General features: G+C 40.6%; 22 protein-coding genes. 1 reads left to right on the top strand and 21 read right to left on the bottom strand.

Annotated elements, in window-relative coordinates; all coding sequences use genetic code 11:
- Window positions 1-9 precede the first annotated feature (9 nt).
- The 10 genes from purR to metG all read right to left on the bottom strand — a co-directional run bounded on the left by purR (window position 10) and on the right by metG (window position 10,112).
- A complete protein-coding gene (gene purR, locus OTG27_RS25180; protein WP_057276492.1) occupies window positions 10-834 on the bottom strand; it encodes a pur operon repressor in 825 nt (274 codons plus the stop codon).
- Between the two features lie 61 nt (window positions 835-895).
- The gene (ispE, locus tag OTG27_RS25175) at window positions 896-1,765 is read right to left on the bottom strand and encodes a 4-(cytidine 5'-diphospho)-2-C-methyl-D-erythritol kinase (protein ID WP_034316338.1); all 870 of its coding nucleotides are present in this window, start codon (window positions 1,763-1,765) and stop codon (window positions 896-898) included.
- Between the two features lie 323 nt (window positions 1,766-2,088).
- Window positions 2,089-2,265 carry a small, acid-soluble spore protein, alpha/beta type gene (locus OTG27_RS25170; RefSeq protein WP_034316340.1) on the bottom strand — a complete coding sequence of 59 codons (177 nt, stop codon included), beginning with the start codon at window positions 2,263-2,265 and terminating at the stop codon, window positions 2,089-2,091.
- Between the two features lie 151 nt (window positions 2,266-2,416).
- Window positions 2,417-2,668 (bottom strand): biofilm formation stimulator Veg, encoded by a 252-nt coding sequence (gene veg, locus OTG27_RS25165; protein ID WP_034316343.1) that lies wholly within the window; start codon window positions 2,666-2,668, stop codon window positions 2,417-2,419.
- 314 nt (window positions 2,669-2,982) lie between these two features.
- Window positions 2,983-3,861, bottom strand: a complete 879-nt coding sequence (gene yabG, locus OTG27_RS25160) for a sporulation peptidase YabG (protein ID WP_048689999.1) — start codon at window positions 3,859-3,861, stop codon at window positions 2,983-2,985.
- 201 nt (window positions 3,862-4,062) lie between these two features.
- Entirely contained in the window at window positions 4,063-4,941 is an 879-nt protein-coding gene (gene rsmA / locus OTG27_RS25155) for a 16S rRNA (adenine(1518)-N(6)/adenine(1519)-N(6))-dimethyltransferase RsmA (protein WP_034316346.1), read from the bottom strand.
- Complete coding sequence (gene rnmV / locus OTG27_RS25150; protein WP_098186204.1) at window positions 4,934-5,497, bottom strand: ribonuclease M5; 564 nt, start codon at window positions 5,495-5,497, stop codon at window positions 4,934-4,936. Before rnmV ends, rsmA begins: the two co-directional genes overlap by 8 nt.
- A 244-nt stretch (window positions 5,498-5,741) precedes the next feature.
- Window positions 5,742-6,896 carry a G5 and 3D domain-containing protein gene (locus OTG27_RS25145; protein ID WP_268938467.1) on the bottom strand — a complete coding sequence of 385 codons (1,155 nt, stop codon included), beginning with the start codon at window positions 6,894-6,896 and terminating at the stop codon, window positions 5,742-5,744.
- Between the two features lie 278 nt (window positions 6,897-7,174).
- The gene (locus OTG27_RS25140) at window positions 7,175-7,942 is read right to left on the bottom strand and encodes a TatD family hydrolase (protein ID WP_057276490.1); all 768 of its coding nucleotides are present in this window, start codon (window positions 7,940-7,942) and stop codon (window positions 7,175-7,177) included.
- 208 nt (window positions 7,943-8,150) lie between these two features.
- Window positions 8,151-10,112: a methionine--tRNA ligase gene (gene metG, locus OTG27_RS25135; RefSeq protein ID WP_268938466.1), complete on the bottom strand. Its 1,962-nt coding sequence runs from the start codon at window positions 10,110-10,112 to the stop codon at window positions 8,151-8,153.
- A gap of 617 nt (window positions 10,113-10,729) precedes the next feature.
- Here metG and OTG27_RS25130 point away from each other — a divergent pair.
- Window positions 10,730-11,014 carry a transition state genes transcriptional regulator AbrB gene (locus OTG27_RS25130; protein ID WP_034316356.1) on the top strand — a complete coding sequence of 95 codons (285 nt, stop codon included), beginning with the start codon at window positions 10,730-10,732 and terminating at the stop codon, window positions 11,012-11,014.
- Window positions 11,015-11,060: 46 nt separating this feature from the next.
- Here OTG27_RS25130 and rsmI read toward each other — a convergent pair whose 3' ends face one another.
- The 11 genes from rsmI to OTG27_RS25075 all read right to left on the bottom strand — a co-directional run bounded on the left by rsmI (window position 11,061) and on the right by OTG27_RS25075 (window position 18,818).
- Entirely contained in the window at window positions 11,061-11,942 is an 882-nt protein-coding gene (gene rsmI, locus OTG27_RS25125) for a 16S rRNA (cytidine(1402)-2'-O)-methyltransferase (RefSeq protein WP_057276488.1), read from the bottom strand.
- Window position 11,943: 1 nt separating this feature from the next.
- Window positions 11,944-12,204 carry a GIY-YIG nuclease family protein gene (locus OTG27_RS25120; RefSeq protein WP_034316360.1) on the bottom strand — a complete coding sequence of 87 codons (261 nt, stop codon included), beginning with the start codon at window positions 12,202-12,204 and terminating at the stop codon, window positions 11,944-11,946.
- Window positions 12,191-12,934 carry a tRNA1(Val) (adenine(37)-N6)-methyltransferase gene (locus OTG27_RS25115; RefSeq protein ID WP_034316362.1) on the bottom strand — a complete coding sequence of 248 codons (744 nt, stop codon included), beginning with the start codon at window positions 12,932-12,934 and terminating at the stop codon, window positions 12,191-12,193. Before OTG27_RS25115 ends, OTG27_RS25120 begins: the two co-directional genes overlap by 14 nt.
- 176 nt (window positions 12,935-13,110) lie before the next feature.
- A complete protein-coding gene (gene yabA / locus OTG27_RS25110) occupies window positions 13,111-13,485 on the bottom strand; it encodes a DNA replication initiation control protein YabA (RefSeq protein ID WP_034316364.1) in 375 nt (124 codons plus the stop codon).
- A gap of 14 nt (window positions 13,486-13,499) precedes the next feature.
- Window positions 13,500-14,330, bottom strand: a complete 831-nt coding sequence (locus OTG27_RS25105) for a PSP1 domain-containing protein (protein ID WP_048689969.1) — start codon at window positions 14,328-14,330, stop codon at window positions 13,500-13,502.
- Between the two features lies 1 nt (window position 14,331).
- Complete coding sequence (gene holB / locus OTG27_RS25100; protein ID WP_374941287.1) at window positions 14,332-15,336, bottom strand: DNA polymerase III subunit delta'; 1,005 nt, start codon at window positions 15,334-15,336, stop codon at window positions 14,332-14,334.
- A gap of 8 nt (window positions 15,337-15,344) precedes the next feature.
- Entirely contained in the window at window positions 15,345-15,785 is a 441-nt protein-coding gene (locus tag OTG27_RS25095; protein ID WP_268938464.1) for a YaaR family protein, read from the bottom strand.
- A gap of 24 nt (window positions 15,786-15,809) precedes the next feature.
- A complete protein-coding gene (locus OTG27_RS25090) occupies window positions 15,810-16,139 on the bottom strand; it encodes a cyclic-di-AMP receptor (RefSeq protein ID WP_034316369.1) in 330 nt (109 codons plus the stop codon).
- An 85-nt stretch (window positions 16,140-16,224) separates the two neighbouring features.
- Window positions 16,225-16,866, bottom strand: a complete 642-nt coding sequence (tmk, locus tag OTG27_RS25085; RefSeq protein WP_034316371.1) for a dTMP kinase — start codon at window positions 16,864-16,866, stop codon at window positions 16,225-16,227.
- 39 nt (window positions 16,867-16,905) lie between these two features.
- On the bottom strand, window positions 16,906-18,360 hold the full coding sequence (locus tag OTG27_RS25080; protein ID WP_268938463.1) for an aminotransferase class I/II-fold pyridoxal phosphate-dependent enzyme: 1,455 nt from the start codon (window positions 18,358-18,360) through the stop codon (window positions 16,906-16,908).
- A 239-nt stretch (window positions 18,361-18,599) separates the two neighbouring features.
- Entirely contained in the window at window positions 18,600-18,818 is a 219-nt protein-coding gene (locus tag OTG27_RS25075; protein ID WP_082609258.1) for a sigma factor G inhibitor Gin, read from the bottom strand.
- Window positions 18,819-19,023 lie beyond the last annotated feature (205 nt).

The raw sequence follows: 19,023 nt of genomic DNA, 5'->3' as shown, positions 1-19,023 counted from the left end.
TGATTCCCCCTATTCCTTTTTCGTAAAATAATTCCCACGGCTGACCTTGATTTCCTTGTCTCTTTCGACCACCTGTGTCAACTTGATTAAGGAAACATAGTCCTCGACAAGGCACTCCTCCGTATGTTCGGATTCGACCAGCACCGCAATTCCGGCAACTGTTGCCTTGAATTCATCCAATAGACTGACCATACCGTTAATGGTACCCCCAGCCTTCATGAAATCGTCTACAATCAATACATTCGAACCTTCAACCAAGCTTCTCTTAGAGAGTACCATAGTCTGGATCCTCTTTGAAGAGCCTGAAACATAATTGATGCTCACTGTAGAACCTTCCGTTACTTTATTATTCCTGCTTACAATGACAACTGGAACATTCAAATAATTTGCCACGGCGTATGCCAATGATATCCCTTTGGTTGCCATTGTCATGATGACTGAGACATTTTTCTTGGCATACATTGAGGCGATTATCCTTCCAACCTTATTCACGGTTTGCGGATGTCCTAAAATGTCTGTCATATATAGATAACCGCCAGGAAGTAGCCTTTCGGGACTAGCGATCGTATCGCATAATCCGTCAATGAAGGCATTGACTTCTTCTTCCTTGATGGAAACAATATATTTCACTCCACCGGCCGCACCTGGAACGGTTGTCAAAGAACCTATCCCGCGTTGTTCAAAGGTATCCTTGATGATTGTCAAATCTTCACTGATCGAGGACTTTGCCGAACTATATCTTTCCGCAAAATAAGTCAGCGAAACAAGTTCCCCTGGATGTTCTAATAAATAATTGGTCATATCGACTAGCCTCTCGCTGCGACGAAATTTCATTGAGACACCCCCTTTGTGAATTCCGAATATTATATAGCAACTATACCATTAATGTACGTTTCTATTCAAGATTGTTTCGATCACCTAACAAACGGACCGCATAGACTTGATCACAAAATCCACGAAGACCATTGTAAATCCTCTGCATTCGCGAATCATGTTCCACCAAACCAAAAACGGTCGGACCGCTTCCGCTCATCAAGACCGAATCTGCTCCAAATGTCTTCATTTGATCTTTAATGTTCGCAACCTCCGGGTATAACTGCAATGTCACTTGTTCAAGAACATTCCCCAACCCTTCACATACATCGTGATAATTGTTTTCCATAATAGCCGAAATCATTCCAGGTACATCCGGATGCTCCATTTTTGAAGTTTGGAGCCTTTTGTATATATCGGCAGTCGAAACGCCGATCGTCGGTTTGGCCAAGATGACCCAGCACTTTGGCGGTGCAGGAAGATGCGTGATTTTTTCCCCGCGCCCTCTGGCCAATGCCGTACCTCCATATACACAAAATGAAACATCAGAGCCAATTTCAGCTCCGATTTCCGCAAGTTCATCCATGGAAAGACCAAGCTTCCACAGTCTATTTAAGCCTCTTAAGGTTGCTGCGGCATCACTGCTGCCACCAGCAAGTCCTGCGGCTACAGGTATATTTTTCTCTATAGTTATGGAAACACCTTTATTGATCCCAAAACGTTCCTTTAGAATAAATGCAGCTTGATAAGCCAAATTCCGATGATCATCCGGAACAAATCGATTATGGGATAGAATTTGAATATGATTTCCCGTTATTTCCTTTAGTTCAATTCTATCGGCAAGGTCGACTGTCGTCATGATCATTTCCACCTCATGATACCCATCAGGCCGTTTGAAAAGCACATCCAAAGCCAAATTAATTTTAGCCGGGGCTTTTTCCATAAGCTTCAATATGTCCACCTACTTTAACGTTCTTAAAAGTTCTTGTCCTATTCTATCATATTTGTTTATATTCTAAAGGTTTTTTCATTGTAATTTCAATGTAATGAAACTAAGATTGGCCCTTAGAGGAGAATAGACACATGTAGGCACATTGGGGAGCAGCCACTTCCTGCATCCCAAAAGACTTGCTACATATCCATATAGCATTCACCGATACATAAAAAAACCAGACTCCTTAACTACAATGTAAGCAAAAATGAATAGAGCTATACATTGTATAAAGAGTCCGGCCTCCATCAACATGACGGCATGATACAATTAAGTGTTTTATATTACTCTTTGTTCACCAATTGACGTTGTGCTTTTTCGATCGCAAGTTTTACCATGTTTCCTGCATCCCTGGCCCGGATTCCTCCCCAGCCTTCTTTCTGGACAACATCGTAAAATCCAAGTTCCTTAGCCAATTCCTCTTTAAGATCATTTGACATAATCCCTTTTTTCCTGCTCAAGCGAAGCAACCCCTTTCACATGCCGTCACATGCCTAGTGTTTGCAACATACTCTATTTCATTACATCCTTTTTAAGCCTTTATTGGGACTCACAGGATATTTTATACAAAACAAAAAGCAGCAAACAAAATTGTTAGCTGCTTCGTCTAAGTTACATCTCTTGTTGTTTGTTTAAAAATGTTAGTTCTACGGTTTCCGTTAAAACATCCGCATAGCTGTAAGATACTCTTTCAAACGCATTTTCATCTTGGTCGAGCTCAATTACAAAAACAGCCGGATAAGTTTCCGCCAAAGTTCCAAATCGTTCTACAGTCTTTCTTCTTCCACCGTTTGCTTTTAAGAGCAATCTTTTACCCAGGTTTGAATCAAGTGCAGTTTTAATATCAGCTAGAGTTTTTGGCATTTTCGGTCCACCTCACTAAGTTAAGTATATCACAATTTAGAAATATACGCAAACAAAATAATAAATTATATCAGCACTTAAAAATGTAGTCAATATATTTTTATCTGAAATTCGGCAAAATCGCGAACAATTTTATTATATCCTGGGAAATGAAAAATTATGTAAACGAACTATTCCATTATTTATTAAGCCGAATTTTCGTAATTAAATCATTGCCTACGAACATCGCTCCACAAATAACCCATTTTTTTGTGAGGATATCCGAATTCTCCCCCTGCCAAAAGCAAGCTGCATTCTTTCAAAATGCAGCTCGTTCATTCTTCCTGAAATGGCTTGAAAGGCAACCCGGTCCGTAACACCCCTTTTGTCTCAATTCCCCCCAGCCCCTTCTCTCCCGTTAATGTATTCCGAAGGACATCCCATACATGAATATGATCGGAAAAAGGCGTAAAGCTTATCTTTCCGACGATATATACCGGATCAAGAGCATGTATATTAACTCGGGAAGGAGAACTTGCGAAATTTGCACCCGCTTGGATCAGCGATTCAAAATGCGACTGACAAGCCCCGGCAAATATAATCAGTTGGTCTAAATGAGAAACCCTCCTTCTCGCTTCTCTAACTGTCTGTACAAAATCCTTTGAGTGACGGTAGGCATTAATATCGGACATCGGTCCTTTTGATTTTGAATAGGCATCATGACCGGTGACAACAAGAATGTCCGGCCGATAATGATCCAGCAACCCCCCGATCCTTTGGGGCATTTCCTTTTCATTGCAATAGATGCCATTGACCGGAATACCGAATTTCTGATATAGATCCATGCATTTCCTTAAGTAAGATGCATCCCCATCAACATGGAGCACCCTCCCTGGTATTTGGAAATATTCACCGCTATACCGATAGCCATTACTGGATTGATAGCCGTTTTTTTGTTGTTGCAGCTCTAGATCTTGCGTTAATAAGCGGTCAGATTGTTCTTGTAGTACCTCATTCGACCTTTGTCGATCATTTCTTTCATTATCATTAATAATCATTAAATCTTGAAAAGGTGCATCTGCAATCAGTCGAATATCTTCCCCATAAAGAATAGCTTCACGCCTTCCGTCAATATCGCGGATATCAATTACCCGGAACAACACGTCGCATTTATAAGAAACCCGACCAACAATATCGTTTATTTGAATATTCATGGCCCCACCCCATGAGAAGACTTATTTTCAGCCCGCCCTAGTTTATTTTCATTCTTAAGTTATGCGAATCAATCTTGAATGGTGAAAGGTGGAGATTGGCTACATTTTCGGGTATGTTCCATGATGATGGAGCAATTTCAAAACAAAAAAAGCCGGAAGCTGGGAGTGAGCCCATTCCGACTTGAATCTTTCACATTTTCTTTATTTGAAGTTTGGCAATAACGCATCACTTAAGCGGCCAAATTCTTTGATGCTCAATGTTTCGCCCCGTCTGGAAGGATCCACTTCCGCGGCTTCGAGAGCGGCAAGTATGTGTTCCTTTTTTGATTTACCATCTGGCATCTGACTGGTCAAGTTATTTAAAATCGTTTTCCGACGCTGTGCAAAGCACGCCCGGGTCACAGTGAATAAGAAATCCTCATCCAGGACCTCGACGATTGGCTTCACACGCCTAGTAAGGCGGATTACAGCTGAATCAACATTAGGCTGAGGCATGAATACCGTTTTTGGTACGATCATCACTGTTTCGGCTTCTGTATAATATTGAATGGCAATGGATAAAGAACCATATTCCTTTGTCCCAGGTTTTGCGGCAATTCGGTCAGCCACTTCTTTTTGTAGCATGCACACGATGCCTCTAATGGGCAAGTCCTCGGACAATAGCTTTAAAATGATCGGTGTCGTGACATAGTATGGCAGGTTTGCAACAACCATCAAGTCTGAGAATCCAGCAAATTCATCCTCGATGACCTTCTTGACATCAGCCTTAAGAACATCCCCGTGAATGATGTTTACATTGTTATAGGGAGACAGTGTATCCGATAAAATGGGCAGTAGACGCTGATCAATCTCAAAGGCCGCAACCTTTTTGCTGCTTTTCGCCAGTTGTTCCGTCAATGCCCCGATTCCCGGCCCAATTTCGATGGCGCCGCTTTCCTCTGTCAAATTGGCATGTTCGACAATACGTTTCAAGATATTCGTATCGATTAAAAAGTTTTGGCCTAAGCTTTTTTTAAAGGAGAATCCGTACTTCTTTAATATTTCTTTCGTTCTGACAGGGGTTGCAATATCCTTATTCATTTTTTTCCTCCTGAATTATCTGTACCACCGCTTTTTCAAAAGCCTCAGTTGATATTTGGAACATTTTTAATCTCTTATATAACTGTTTACCATTGGTAAACCCGATTTTTAATATAGATCCAAGTTTTTCCCTTCGTTCCTTGGCACCGGATCCCCCGATTAAACCTGCATCTATTAAATCCTGCTGTGAAATCTCTTCTGAAGCCTCTTCATCCATTATTTGGGCATCCTTTAAAGCATTACGAATTGCCTCAGGAGAAGCATGTTCCACACCAATTCCTCTACCTGACTTAGGAAGGGCTTCCTTCTTCGTTAAAAAGGCGTGTTTACACCCTTTTACTTGTTCTGAAATGATATTCCTGATTTTTTGACCAGGAAAATCAGGGTCAGTGAAAATGATGGCTCCACGTGTCTTTTGTGCAAGCCTCACCTGTTCAATACAGGACTCATTCACCGCTGATCCATTGGTTTCTATTGTATCAGCATTAACAGCCCTTTTTATCGCCACCGTATCGTCTTTTCCTTCTACAATAATAATTTCTTTAATCTTTTTCATGGTTTCCTCCATACAGAAAAGCGCAAGCGCTTTGATTAGCTCTTGGATAAACGTAACCGGTCCCCCGTAAAAATTTTTTTGGGTAGAGAAGATCATTTATGAAAGTTTACACGCATATTTTGAAATCTTATGGAATGGTGAGACGTCTATCTTATTAAAACAGTTTTACATGGGGTTTTTCAACAAATGGAAAATAAAACGCAAAAAACAGGAGACGAATTCATCTCCTGCGAGAGAAACCTTATTAGTCCAATACGCGAATCTTTACTCTCTTTACACCCCAGCGATAGGCATCGTTTTTTGAAGAAAAGAAGACGTCAATCCTATTTCCCTTTATTGCTCCGCCTTTATCAGCTGCTACAGCATAGCCATATCCCTCTACATATACTTTCGACCCCATGGGAATTACGCTTGGATCGACAGCAATGATTTTCGCACCCGGATTACTCTTTAGATTTACTCCTGTGGACGTGACTCCGGAACAGCCCTTACAACTGGCAGTATAAGCTGTTGAAGATACGTATATTTCCTTTCCACTTGAAGAACTAACGTTAGTTACTCCCCGTGATGCCTGCGCAACCGTCGTTCGAGTTCCGACCGTTACAACTTTATCCTGCTTTTTATTAACTACTTTTTCTGAAAGTAATTCTCTTTTGACCTCTTTGCCATTTTCTTTAACAACTTCATATTTCTTGGAAACGAGTCCATCTTTTCCTTCTTTGACAATTTTCTCTTTCCCTTTTGATAAAGAGTCATCTTTTTTAGTTATGACAGCAAAGTCAACTGGTTCTTCCACTACATCGGTGACTTTTTCAATTCGAACTACGTTTACCGTATTCTCAGCTTTAACTTTTTCGGTTAATTCTGGCTCAACTCGATCCAAATCATTGAGTTTTACTCCTTGTTGCTTTAAAAAGTCAGCGACAGTAGTCGAAGTTGACCATACCTGCTTTTCGTCTCCACCCACCACTAATTTCAGTGAAAAGGCTTTGTCTATGGCAACTTCCATATTCGCTTTCAGCTTCGTACTTTTTGAAGGGGTGATCTTATCCTGTTCCTTCACACTTAGATTTTGGTCTTTTAAAAGTTCATCTACCGTATTTGCGGTGGACCAGACTTCCTTCTTCTTACCATCCTGTACCATGACGATTTTTTGTGCAGGCTTCCAAACCACCTCCAAATCATCATCAACCTTTGTGGCTCTTGATGGGTGGACATAATCTGCGGCTTGAACCTTAATCTCTAAATCTTCCAACATATCATTTACAGTAGCCGCGTGTGTACGCACTACCTCTTTTTTTCCATCTAGCATGATTGTTACTGTATCCTTTGTTCCTTGATATATAAGTATTCCCAATGCTGTAGAAACAAGAATAGCACTGCAAATGGCCATTGCCATTCTCTTCTTCCCAAAAGGTTTGGGAATAAGGTTTTTCATAGTTTTTAATAGAATGAAAAACTCCTCCTTCCTCCCGGTGATTATATAGACTTAGTTATCAAGCTGTCAACCCATTCACTTCTCATTCAGGAAATTACTACCTATTATGCATATTCCATATTGAAAAGGAAAGGGCGACTTCTCGACATAATAAGCCTATAGTTGGAGTGAAATTTGTTGAAACCTTAAAAAAATCGATTTTAGCTAGCAAACCCCAGGAGATATTGTAAAAAAAAATGTCAGTTAATGCCGAATAATTTCTTGGCATTTTCCGTTGTTGCCTGGGAAACTTCCTCTATTGTAAGCTGTTTGATTTCTGCAATTTGTTCAGCGACAAGTTTCACATATGAAGGTTCATTACGCTTCCCTCTATATGGATGTGGAGCCAAGTATGGACAATCAGTCTCAATCAGTAAACGGTCTAAAGGTACGGCTGCTGCCACTTCCTTTGGTTTTTTTGCATTCTTGAAGGTCACTGGGCCTCCCAATGAAATATAAAAATTCATATTGATGCACTCCATAGCCGTTTCTGCACTTCCGCTAAAGCAATGCATGATGCCCCCAACCCTTGATGCCTCTTCTTCCTTCAGTATGTTCACGATATCCGCGGTCGCTTCCCGATTATGGATGATAATGGGCAGACCCACCTTTTTGGCCAATCGAATCTGCTTCCTGAACACCTCCATTTGAACATCTTTCGGAGATTTATCCCAATGATAATCCAGGCCCATCTCCCCAATGGCCACAACCTTTGGATGATTGGATAATTCCTCGATCCATTGTAAGTCGTCTTCTGTCATATCTATAGCATCCACAGGATGCCATCCGACTGCGGCATACATGAAATCATAAGTTTCTATTAATTCCATTGCCCTTATAATGGTAGGCCGGTCAAAACCAACGACTACCATATTATCGACCCCTGCTTCCTTAGCTCTTTCTATTACGTCTTCGAGATCCTCGTTGAATTGTTCCGCATTAACATGTACATGTGTGTCAAATAACATTATTTTTCTTCCTTTCTAGCACTATTTTATAAAAAAATGAAAGTTTTATGTTTCACATTTAGGTAACAAACAGATTACAAAAGAGGCAGTATGCCCAATTAATAAATGTAGAACCAAAAACTAAACCTATATTACGTTACTTTTTCCAAAAGCATAAAAAAAAAACATAAAAATGTTTCATATGAAACACCTTTATGTTTTCATCCGTTTATTTCACCTTCGAACCATTTGGAATCGATGAATCTATTGTAGCGACCGAGAGCACATCATCCTGGCTTCCCGCCAAAATCATTCCTTGAGAGAGCTCGCCACGAAGTTTAACTGGTTTCAAATTCGTGACACATATCACTTTTTTGCCCACTAAATCTTCTGGTTTATAGTGCTGTGCAATGCCTGATACGACTTGCCGTTTCTCATAACCCAAATCAAGCTGAAGTTTAAGAAGCTTATCCGCCTTCTTTACAGGCTCAACTGCCATTACCTCAGCAACACGCAGCTCCACTTTTGTAAAGTCATCAATAGTGATTTCATCAACCTCGGGAATCGTCTCTTCCACTTTTTCCTCGGCCTTAGGGGCATCCCCCTGCATTTGTTCTTTAATATATAAAACTTCCTCTTCCATATCCAAACGAGGGAAGATCGGGTCTCCCTTCAAGACTTTTGTTTCAGCAGGAATTTGACCGAACTCCGCTAAACTGTCCCAGGATTTCAACACATCATCTTTGATGCTAAGCTGAGCAAAGATCTTTTCCGGTGTTTGCGTCAAGAATGGTTTCAAAAGGATTGCCGTCCTGCGTAATGATTCCGCCAAATGAACCATGACACTGGCAAGGTCTTGTTTCTTTGATTCATCTTTAGCAAGAGTCCATGGCTGGGTCTCATCAATGAATTTATTTGTTCTGCTCACGAGTTGCCAAATGGATGTCAGTGCAACTGAAAATTCCATTTTTTCCATTGCTTCCTCATACTTGCCAACCGTTTCTTGGTTCATTTCAAGCAAAGCTTTTTCGAATTCGCCATTGGATCCTTCGTAATTTGGAATCACACCATCAAAATATTTATTGACCATTGCAACTGTTCGATTTAATAAATTCCCTAAATCATTGGCCAGGTCAAAATTGATCCGTTCCACAAACCCTTCCGGTGTAAATACCCCATCGGAACCAAATGGTACTTCACGCAATAAATAGTAGCGTAAAGAATCCAAACCGTAACGATCGATCAATGTAACGGGATCCACTACATTTCCTTTTGATTTGGACATTTTACCATCTTTCATGAGAAGCCATCCGTGGGCGAAGACTTTCTTTGGAAGCGGCACGTCAAGAGCCATTAACATGATCGGCCAATAAATTGTATGGAAACGAACGATTTCCTTTCCGACCAGATGTACATCTGCCGGCCAATAATTCAAGTATTTAGAATCATTGTCCGTTCCATACCCTAATGCCGTTATATAATTGGTCAAAGCATCTATCCAGACATAAATGACATGCTTTGGATCTCCCGGCACCTTGATGCCCCAATCGAAAGTAGTACGTGAAACGGCCAGATCTTCCAATCCAGGCTTGATGAAGTTATTGATCATTTCGTTTTTGCGGGATTCCGGCTGAATGAAATCCGGGTTTTCCTCATAAAACTTAAGTAACCGATCCGCATATTTACTCATCTTAAAGAAATAAGATTCCTCTTTCACCTTTTCAACAGGCCTGCCGCAATCAGGACAGTTTCCATTGCTCTCTTCGACTTGACGTTCCGTGAAGAAAGATTCGCAAGGTGTACAGTATAATCCTTCATATTGGTCTAAATATATATCACCCTGGTCCAATAACCTTTTGAAAATCTTGGCTACGACCTCTTTATGGCGATCTTCCGTCGTCCTAATGAAATCATCATATGAAATATCAAGCTTTTCCCAGAGTTCTTTAATCCCTGATACGATATTATCTACATATTGCTGTGGAGTGATTCCTTCCTCAGCCGCTTTACGCTGGATTTTTTGACCATGTTCATCAGTTCCTGTTAAATACATGACATCAAAGCCACGCATCCTTTTATAACGAGCCATGGCATCCCCTGCCACTGTCGTATACGCGTGCCCTATATGTAAATTGCCACTCGGATAATATATGGGTGTCGTGATATAGAATGTTTTTAATTTATCTTGCACTTCGTTCCCTCCTTATCATTTGAAAAACCGGCTATGGGACTGGCCCAAGCCATAGGAATATATTTAAGCTATTATCTCTATTTTAACGCTATATACAATTCTGTGCGACAATAATCACTAATCTAATCTTCATGTTAATAGAATAAAAAAATAATAAGTAGACTCAACTTAAAAATAAGGGTACTTCCCTTCTGTCAGCATTACCTCTTACCTCAACAAAATATACCTAAATTTCTTTTTTTGTGCAACAACTCACATATTCGTAAACTTTTTCAGAAAATTATCCTTAATTCAGAACTTTTGTTTTGAAACTAAAATATATTTAATCATATAATAGGGAAGTATGTTTTCATATGCATACTTTGTCGAAATGTGGTGAAGGGAGCAGTTCTTTGTATCCTGCATTTCTTTACTTTAAAGGCATAACCCATTTTTTCTCTTTAAAAGCCCTTTTGTCACACGAAATGGCCCCTGCTATTTCTTACAAAAAAATGAAAATAAATCATTGACGAATTTGGGAATGGCTGGTATTATAAATTTATAAAAAAATTTGTCGAATAATGGCGAAAAAAATAGAAATAGGGTACTAGATTGTAACTGAGAGGAGAATTTTTTAAATGAAATCTACAGGTATTGTTCGTAAAGTTGATGAGTTAGGCCGGGTGGTTATTCCAATCGAACTTCGTCGTACATTGGGTATCGCTGAGAAGGACGCTCTTGAAATCTATGTGGATGATGAGCGCATCATCTTGAAAAAATACAAACCAAACATGACTTGCCAAGTTACAGGTGAAGTTTCCGATAACAACCTTACACTTGCTAATGGTAAATTGATTCTTAGTCGTGAAGGTGCAGAATTACTTATTCAAGAAATTCAACAAAGCTTCACTGCTTCTAAATAAATGATAAAAAAACTTCCGTTCTTCGGAAGTTTTTTTATGCTTATTATTATTGTATATCAATGTGAAAAGCTTGATATACATCGCGTTTTTGCATATTGCGATCTTTTGCGACCTGCTTGATTGCGTCCTTTGAAGTGAACTCCTTGGTTTCTATATAATGATTAACATGACCGACGATATCTAGGGCCATCCACCAAGCTTCTTCCGATTCATCCTCCGACCATTGCCCGCCTTCAATTATTAAACAGAACTCACCGCGAATTTCGGACTCCACCGCCCATGTCAAGGCCTCACTCACAGTCCCTCTAATGAACTCTTCAAATTTCTTGGTTAACTCCCGGCATAATACTATACGACGGTCACCTAAAATTTCATGCATATGTTTCAATGTTTCTTTCAATCGATGTGGCGATTCATAAACGATCCAAGTTGATTCCATTTTTTTTAACTTTTCCAGTTCCTGCTTTTTTTCTTTTGCTCCCCTTTGTAAAAAACCATAGAAGTAAAAAGGCTGGGGAACCAGTCCAGATGCGATCAATGCAGTTAATGCAGCATTTGCCCCCGGCAACGGAATGACTTTAAACTGTTCGGCAATGGCATCTTTGACCAGTTCATATCCCGGGTCGGATATCGTCGGCAAGCCAGCATCACTTACTAATGCGATGACCTCTCCAGATCGAAGCCTCTCAAGCATTTGCTTCCCGCTATATTCCTTATTATGTTCATGATAGCTGACGATAGGTGTCGAAATTTCAAAGTAGTTACATAATTTCTTCGTATTTCGCGTGTCCTCAGCAGCAATGACATCCGCTTCCTTTAAGATTCTTAAAGCCCGGAAACTCATATCCTCAAGGTTTCCTATCGGTGTAGGAACCAGATATAGAGCCGGCTCCAATCCTTCTTTTTCAAAACTCTTTTGCTGCCACATATCATGTATCCTCCTTTGCCATCCACTTTTCCTTTTGTTTTCTTGTTAATTGCTTAAATTTATATTCAGCCTGCATGGCCAATGTCCGTGTTTCGAATATTTCATGATAAATCAGTTCAACCGGTGTCCGGCCACGTGTATACTTAGCGCCCCTGCCTTGATTATGAACATCAATCCTGCGGTGCAAATCATTGGTATACCCAGCATAATAACTGCCGTCCCTGCACTTTAAAACATAAAAATAATGCTTATTCCTCTCCATATAGAATCCTTCTAATTTCGGGATTATACTCATTTTGATCATTATATACAACAAGCGGGGGAAGAATCTTTAAATCAGGGTTGCCGTCCTTTATCCCTTCAATAAGAATCGTATTCGCTTCTTTTGAACTCTTAGGATAAACGAATTGCAGTCGCTTCGGTTCAATTCTGTACATCCTCATGAAATGCAGGATATCCATAAGACGGCCCGGTCTATGAACGAATGCAGCTTTCCCACCTTGACGCAGCAATTGGCTTGAAACCCGCATGACGTCCTCAAGATTACACATGATTTCATGTCGGGCAATTGCAAAGTGCTCATTTTTGTTAATTTCCTCGATGGATGGCGTCGGGAAATAGGGTGGATTGCAAGTAACGACATCATATTTGCTATACCCTATCTGCTTTGGAATTTCTTTTATATCTCCATGAATCATCTCGATTTGGGAGGTCACGCCATTATAGTCCATGCTCCTCTGGGCCATGTCATATAACCGCTCTTGAATTTCAACACCGGTAATTGTCCCTTTTGTTCTTGTACTCAGCAGCAAAGGTATGACCCCATTGCCTGAGCAAAGATCGACGATTTTCCCTTTTTGAATCGGTACATTCACGAACCTTGATAATAAAACGGCATCTAATGAAAAAGAGAACACCGATGGGCTCTGGATGATCCTTAAATTCTCAGCCAAAAGATAATCCAGGCGCTCATCTCCATTAAGTTCTACCATTGCTGTTACCCTCCTAATCATGTATGAAAAAGCATGTTTAGGGACCATGCTTCTAAGTTACTGTCGTACAAAAAGGGGCCTGACTCATAGTATGCGTCAGACCCCGAATCACTATATATTGTAAACGGTCTATCTATCACGTAAAAGAGATGGAACATCTTTTATATTATCCATTATCACTTCTTGTTTAAAAAAGATAAACAGAACAGGCAATCCCCTTCTTTTCGTAAACTGCCAAAATGCAGATTGCAAATATGAAAGCCTTCTTGATAGATACGGGCTAAGTTATCATAGCCTTCCCCGATATCCATAACCTTTTCCGCACTTGGAGTACGGTTTTTCACTTTTTGTTTGACCTTAACTGCAGCAGGCGCACTTTCGACTTCCACAAGGCCCAACCGATGGCGCAAATGCTCGTTTTCCAGCTTGACCGACTGATTTTCCTCAAGGATTTCAGCTAAGTTCTGCTTCAATTCTCCAAGCTGCTTATATAATTGGCCTATCTGGGTTTCCATATTGGTCACCGAATCAAAAATATTTTTCTTATCCACGCTCTCCCACCACCTTAATAATCTGTGGCTTGAATAGAAACGGCTCCCTCTTTTAGAATCTCATCTAGAGTATACTCTAATACTCTTTCTTGCCCGATTAGTTCAATCTGAAGTACGCGTTCTAGAATATTAAGCCCCACTACCTTGCCTTTGCCACCAGGCGTATTAATCATTTCACCTAAATCAGGAAGCATTTCCTTCGCACTTTCATACTCATCATTTTCATATTTCAGACAGCACATCAATCGACCGCATAAACCTGAGATTTTTGTAGGGTTTAATGATAAATTCTGATCCTTCGCCATTTTGATGGAAACCGGTTCAAAATCTCCAAGAAATGTGGAGCAACAAAGCATTCTGCCACAAGGTCCGATGCCACCAAGCATCTTTGCCTCATCCCTTACCCCGATTTGGCGCAGTTCTATGCGAGTTCTGAATATGGCAGCTAAATCTTTGACTAAATCACGGAAATCCACGCGACCATCCGCTGTAAAATAAAACACGACTTTATTTCTGTCGAAAGTATATGACACATCAACCAGCTTCATATCCAGCTTATGTTCCACAACCTTTTGACAACATATAGTGTAAGCCTCTTCTGCAGCCGCCTTATTCTCGTCTACAATCAGCTTATCTTTTGCATCAGCGACCCGAAGTACTTTTTTCAATGGCAGGACAACATCGTTTTCATCTACTTGTTTACGGGCTGTAACGACTTTACCGAATTCAACACCGCGGACAGTCTCCACTATTACAAAATCGTCCTTAGGAATTGCGAATTCACCCGGATCGAAGTAGTATATTTTGCCCGCCTTTTTAAAACGGACACCTACAACATCATACAAATCATGATCCCTCCTGCAAATTCAGCACAAGCTGTTCCATCAACAGCTGTGGATTCGTGTTGGACATCAGCTTCCTTTTTGCTTCCAAAATGCAACCCATATGTTCAGCAAGGCGTCTTGGGGAAAGATGAAGAGCGTGAGTTTCAAATTCCTTCAGTTTATTTTGGAACACAACGAAGGCCTTTTTGTCCAACTGAATGTATAATAAATCCTTATATATAAGAAGTAACAAATCAAGACCTCTGTCAACCTGTTCTCTTTCTTTAAAGTGTGTGAACCAATCCGTCTGAAGGTACAGCATTGCCTTCAAGGAATTAAGTTTTAACACTTCATATAATTTTACCACTATTTTTTGAGCTTGTACAAACCATTCATCATGGCTAAGCTCGATTCCAGCTTCCACATTCTGTGTGATGTGGGCAATAACTGAGGCCAGCTGTGGTTCTAACTCCTGTTCTATCAACTTCCGTTTCACATTCTCCGGAGATAATGGCTTGAACGAAATCACTTGGCACCTTGATAATATAGTCGGCAGAATCCTCTGAAGCTGTTCGGTCATCAATATTGCTACAGTATCAGCCGAAGGTTCTTCTAAAAATTTCAATAGACTGTTGGCTGCCCCCACCGACATTTTGTCAGCATCGGCAATCATATAAACCTTCCGATCTGCCTCTACGCTCTTTTTCGAAAATTCTTCCTGAAGCCCCTTGATTTGCTCTTTCTTTATTGAGAGACCGTCTTTTTCTATCAAATGGACATCTGGATGATTCCCACTTGAAATCCGTTTGCAATTCCGACAAAGTTCGCATGGCTCATAACCTGCTGTCGGGGCTTCACATAGTAAGCTTTTGGCAAAGGCATAGCTTATCTCTTGCTTGCCTGTCCCTTTTTCTCCTTCAAATAAATACGCATGAGCCACCCTGTTCTTCGTTATGCTATTTTGCAGCATCGTCATTACCTGCGGCTGAATTTCACTCATGTCCTGCCATGTTTTATCCAAAACCATCAACTCACTTAGGTATATAAATTAATCAGAAGACCTTTAATCTCACTAATCATTTCCAATATTTCAAGCGAACTTTTCTCTTTATTAAGAATTTCCTCGCTTAACTCAACTAATTTTGCATCTATCGTTTCCACGGTTTTCAATGGCCGGCTCTGTCCATATTCATTCCAGCTCGTTGATTGCTTCAGTTCCAGTCCATATTCAACCGCTTCTTTAACAAATCGTTTCACCAATGCTTTATATTTTGCCAATTCCCTAAAAGTACGTGACCTTACTAAACGCTGACCCGCCCCTTCAATATCGCCTATCAAACGGTTTAATGTTTGGATTTGCATCTTTTGATCCTGTGTCTGGACCATTTGTTGAAACCTTCCATTTCCGGTTTGAAATTGTTTGGCATCCTGACGCGATTTATCCGGCTTAATAGGGATATCATGGTTGATTTTCATAATGAACCTCCCTGAAACTAACCGTTAAAATTGTAAAAAGTTTTCAACCGGCAGAACAAAAATGGTCGCACCGCCCACTTGAATCTCCACTGGGTAAGGTACATATGACTCGGCATTCCCGCCCATCGGTGAAACCGGTGAAACTAATTGGGATCGTGACTGACAATTCTGTTTGATGATCTGGATGGCTTGGTCAACACGTTCATCCTCTGTTCCAATCATAAAAGTCGTATTACCTGATTTTAAAAACCCGCCAGTGCTGGCTAGCTTGGTCGTTCCGAAATTATTTTCCACTAATTGATTCAGCAGGCGATGACTATCCTTGTCTTGAACGACAGCAATGATCATTTTCATTCTCATCATCCTCCGGTTACTCTGAATTTTTACTAACTACATTATATCAAATAGTATTGGTTGAATAATATGGAAACCTATATAATCAGTTTCCCGCCTTCGCTAAAAAATCCAATAGGCCGGCTTTCGTTTCCTCAAAGACTTCATCTATTGACCGGCCAGCATCCACGATAATGAAACGTTCTTTCCATCTATTTATAATGAACTGATACCCTTCACAAACTTTTTTATGAAAGTCGAGGGCTTCAAGATCCAGCCGGTTCACTTCCCGTTCCCCATTGGACTGGATGCGTCTCAATCCCTCTTCCGGGTCGATATCAAAAAAGAGCGTGGCATCTGGCATCATATCTCCAATTGCAAATTTATTGATATTGTAAACTTCTTCTATATCCAAACCTCTTGCATGACCCTGATAGGCTAACGAGCTATCTATAAACCGGTCACAGAGGACAATTCCCCCTCGTTCCAGCTCAGGCATGACCACTTCCACTAAATGCTGACGCCTTGCTGCTGCGTATAATAAAGCCTCTGTCCTCGAGTCCATGGCTGTATTATCTTTATTAAGGATCACTTCCCTAATTTGCTCCGAAATGGGAACTCCCCCTGGCTCACGGGTTAATAGAACTTGATAGCCCTCTTGTTGCAGAGCCTTGCCAAGCATTTGGGTAATGGTTGTTTTCCCGGCACCCTCTGGCCCTTCCATTGTTATAAAAATACCACGTTTCATCGATGTACCTCCAAGGTTCTTTGTATGTAGTATATCATTTTAACCCGTCTGCCCGCTTTCATAAACGATTAATTCTCCATTTGAAAGGGAGGAACCACCATGAAACCTTGATCCCATTTCCAGCAGTCTCCGCAAATTGGATATATGTTCAGGAGTAATCATTTCCCCGGACATAATTAAAGGGATGCCCGGCGGATAAGGAATGACCATCTCGGCGGATACCTCTCCGACTGCTTTCCGTAATGGGACAGGTCTTGCTTTGCTATGCTTCATGACGGAGTAGGGCATTTCAAGCCCTGCCATTGACCTTCCATCAGGCCAGAGGACCCGAAGATCTGCTTCCTTGTTTCCAGTTCTGTCTTGAGTGGCACTTTTTATAGTTTGTATGATTTCATGAAAAGGAAAATCGGTACCCCTTTTTAACAAGGGTAAAATCATTAATAAATTATCAGGATCAGCCAACTCCGTAAAAATGCCTTTGGCTTCACATAGCTGCTGTAACTCAAATCCACTTAAACCATTTGTTGATTGAATGACTACTTTTAGCGGGTCTGCCAAGGTGCCTGGCGGCGCCTCCAACACCCTTACTGTCTGCAGGGCACCCAGTTTTCCTCTGAAGTCTGATATCTTTTCAATAAGGAATTTTTTATCTTCTGATGTATAAGCGGCTAAATAGGCCCTAGCCAAGTCGAGCGAACCCATAATTGGGTAAGATGGACTGCTGGACTGAAGCATTTGTAAATAGAATGATGCTTGGTCAACATCAATTAAGGATGAATTCACATGAAGAAATGACCCCATCGTCATGGCCGGCAGTGTTTTATGCGCTGAATGGACAACGGCGTCTGCCCCTGCCAAAATGGCCGACTTGGGAAACGGACTTCCTAACTGAAAATGAGCGCCATGTGCCTCGTCCACCAGTACTGGGATCCCCCTTTGATGTGCGAGTCTTACCATTTCCGTCAAGTCTTCACCAATTCCATAATAATTAGGATAGGTAACAATGATGGCTTTTGCATCTGGATGTACACTCAAGGCTTCTTCAATTAAATTTGATCCCACACCGCCGGCAATGCCCCATTTCTCATAATAATCCGGTTGCAAAAAAATGGGTTGTACATTCGCTAACATCAATCCATGTAAAATTGATTTATGGCAGTTTCTTTGGACAAGGACTTTATCACCTTCCCGGCAAGCAGCAAGAATCATGGCAATGTTGCCTACTGTGGACCCATTAACGAGAAAATAACTCCGCTTTACCCCATATAGATCAGCGAGTAGTTGCTCGGACTTTAGAATGGCCCCCTCTGGAGCATGCAGGTCATCTAAGCCGCTTATTTCCGTGGCATCAATACCAAGCAGGGGGTTGTATAAGGCTTGGCCCTTTTTATTAAACACCCGTCCATTTTTATGCCCTGGGACATGCAGGGATATGGAGCTTTTTTTATGAAAAGCACTCATTGCATCGAACAATGGTGTCTGTGATTGATTCATTTTTCTCTTCCCTCATATCATAGTATTTTTTCATTTTATCAAATAAGTATAATTTTATCTCATATTGCGTCGACAGAAAGGTAATTATGCATCTCTGAACAGTCTGTTTGGAGGGAACTTACAGAAACATGGGAGCATGTTGCCAAGCATTCTTCTAAAGTACAAAAAAAAGAATCAGAGACTAAAGAAACACACATTTCTTTTATCTCTGATTCTTTAACTTTCCACAAACTATTTTTTCATGATAATATTTCAGGATTAGTGACTTTTCTTAATTTCTTTAAGTAATATTGGTACTTGGGATCGTTCGTATCCGTCCCGATCATATCCCTTTCGCATTCCTCACAAATAAAAGTCGTATATAGATGTATACCCATCCCTTTTACTTGTTCACAAACCGCGCACGTTTCCCCTGCTGTTGTTTTGGTTGTTGTTGTCCCCAACATCTCCACCTCCATACCTGCATTCTCCCCAAAAACCATTGTTCGCATACATTGATTTAAATAGTTTAAGAGAACCCGGGGATGCTTTTAACAATGTATGATGAAGAATTTCAATACGTGTATGTCTTCATAAAAGTTTCCATAATTGATAATCCCTTTATATCCAATGATTTTTCTTTGCATTAAGCAAAAAAAGACCAGCCAGATGGCTGATCTTTTT

This window comes from Peribacillus sp. AS_2, from assembly GCF_026891895.1.
In the GTDB taxonomy this organism is placed as follows: domain Bacteria; phylum Bacillota; class Bacilli; order Bacillales; family DSM-1321; genus Peribacillus; species Peribacillus frigoritolerans.
This window is presented reverse-complemented; position numbering and strand designations above follow the sequence as displayed.

What these genes read in the sequence shown, in the direction of transcription:
- veg (WP_034316343.1), bottom strand. Translation starts at nt 2,668, where the DNA reads ATGCCAAAAACTCTAGCTGATATTAAAACTGCACTTGATTCAAACCTG.
- purR (WP_057276492.1), bottom strand. Translation starts at nt 834, where the DNA reads ATGAAATTTCGTCGCAGCGAGAGGCTAGTCGATATGACCAATTATTTA.
- OTG27_RS25080 (WP_268938463.1), bottom strand. Translation starts at nt 18,360, where the DNA reads ATGAATCAATCACAGACACCATTGTTCGATGCAATGAGTGCTTTTCAT.
- yabG (WP_048689999.1), bottom strand. Translation starts at nt 3,861, where the DNA reads ATGAATATTCAAATAAACGATATTGTTGGTCGGGTTTCTTATAAATGC.
- OTG27_RS25130 (WP_034316356.1), top strand. Translation starts at nt 10,730, where the DNA reads ATGAAATCTACAGGTATTGTTCGTAAAGTTGATGAGTTAGGCCGGGTG.
- OTG27_RS25140 (WP_057276490.1), bottom strand. Translation starts at nt 7,942, where the DNA reads ATGTTATTTGACACACATGTACATGTTAATGCGGAACAATTCAACGAG.
- rsmI (WP_057276488.1), bottom strand. Translation starts at nt 11,942, where the DNA reads ATGTGGCAGCAAAAGAGTTTTGAAAAAGAAGGATTGGAGCCGGCTCTA.
- OTG27_RS25090 (WP_034316369.1), bottom strand. Translation starts at nt 16,139, where the DNA reads ATGAAAATGATCATTGCTGTCGTTCAAGACAAGGATAGTCATCGCCTG.
- OTG27_RS25095 (WP_268938464.1), bottom strand. Translation starts at nt 15,785, where the DNA reads ATGAAAATCAACCATGATATCCCTATTAAGCCGGATAAATCGCGTCAG.
- OTG27_RS25145 (WP_268938467.1), bottom strand. Translation starts at nt 6,896, where the DNA reads ATGGCAATGGCCATTTGCAGTGCTATTCTTGTTTCTACAGCATTGGGA.
- tmk (WP_034316371.1), bottom strand. Translation starts at nt 16,866, where the DNA reads ATGAAACGTGGTATTTTTATAACAATGGAAGGGCCAGAGGGTGCCGGG.
- rnmV (WP_098186204.1), bottom strand. Translation starts at nt 5,497, where the DNA reads ATGAAAAAGATTAAAGAAATTATTATTGTAGAAGGAAAAGACGATACG.
- holB (WP_374941287.1), bottom strand. Translation starts at nt 15,336, where the DNA reads ATGGTTTTGGATAAAACATGGCAGGACATGAGTGAAATTCAGCCGCAG.
- rsmA (WP_034316346.1), bottom strand. Translation starts at nt 4,941, where the DNA reads ATGAATAAGGATATTGCAACCCCTGTCAGAACGAAAGAAATATTAAAG.
- OTG27_RS25120 (WP_034316360.1), bottom strand. Translation starts at nt 12,204, where the DNA reads ATGGAGAGGAATAAGCATTATTTTTATGTTTTAAAGTGCAGGGACGGC.
- OTG27_RS25115 (WP_034316362.1), bottom strand. Translation starts at nt 12,934, where the DNA reads ATGGTAGAACTTAATGGAGATGAGCGCCTGGATTATCTTTTGGCTGAG.
- OTG27_RS25075 (WP_082609258.1), bottom strand. Translation starts at nt 18,818, where the DNA reads ATGGAGGTGGAGATGTTGGGGACAACAACAACCAAAACAACAGCAGGG.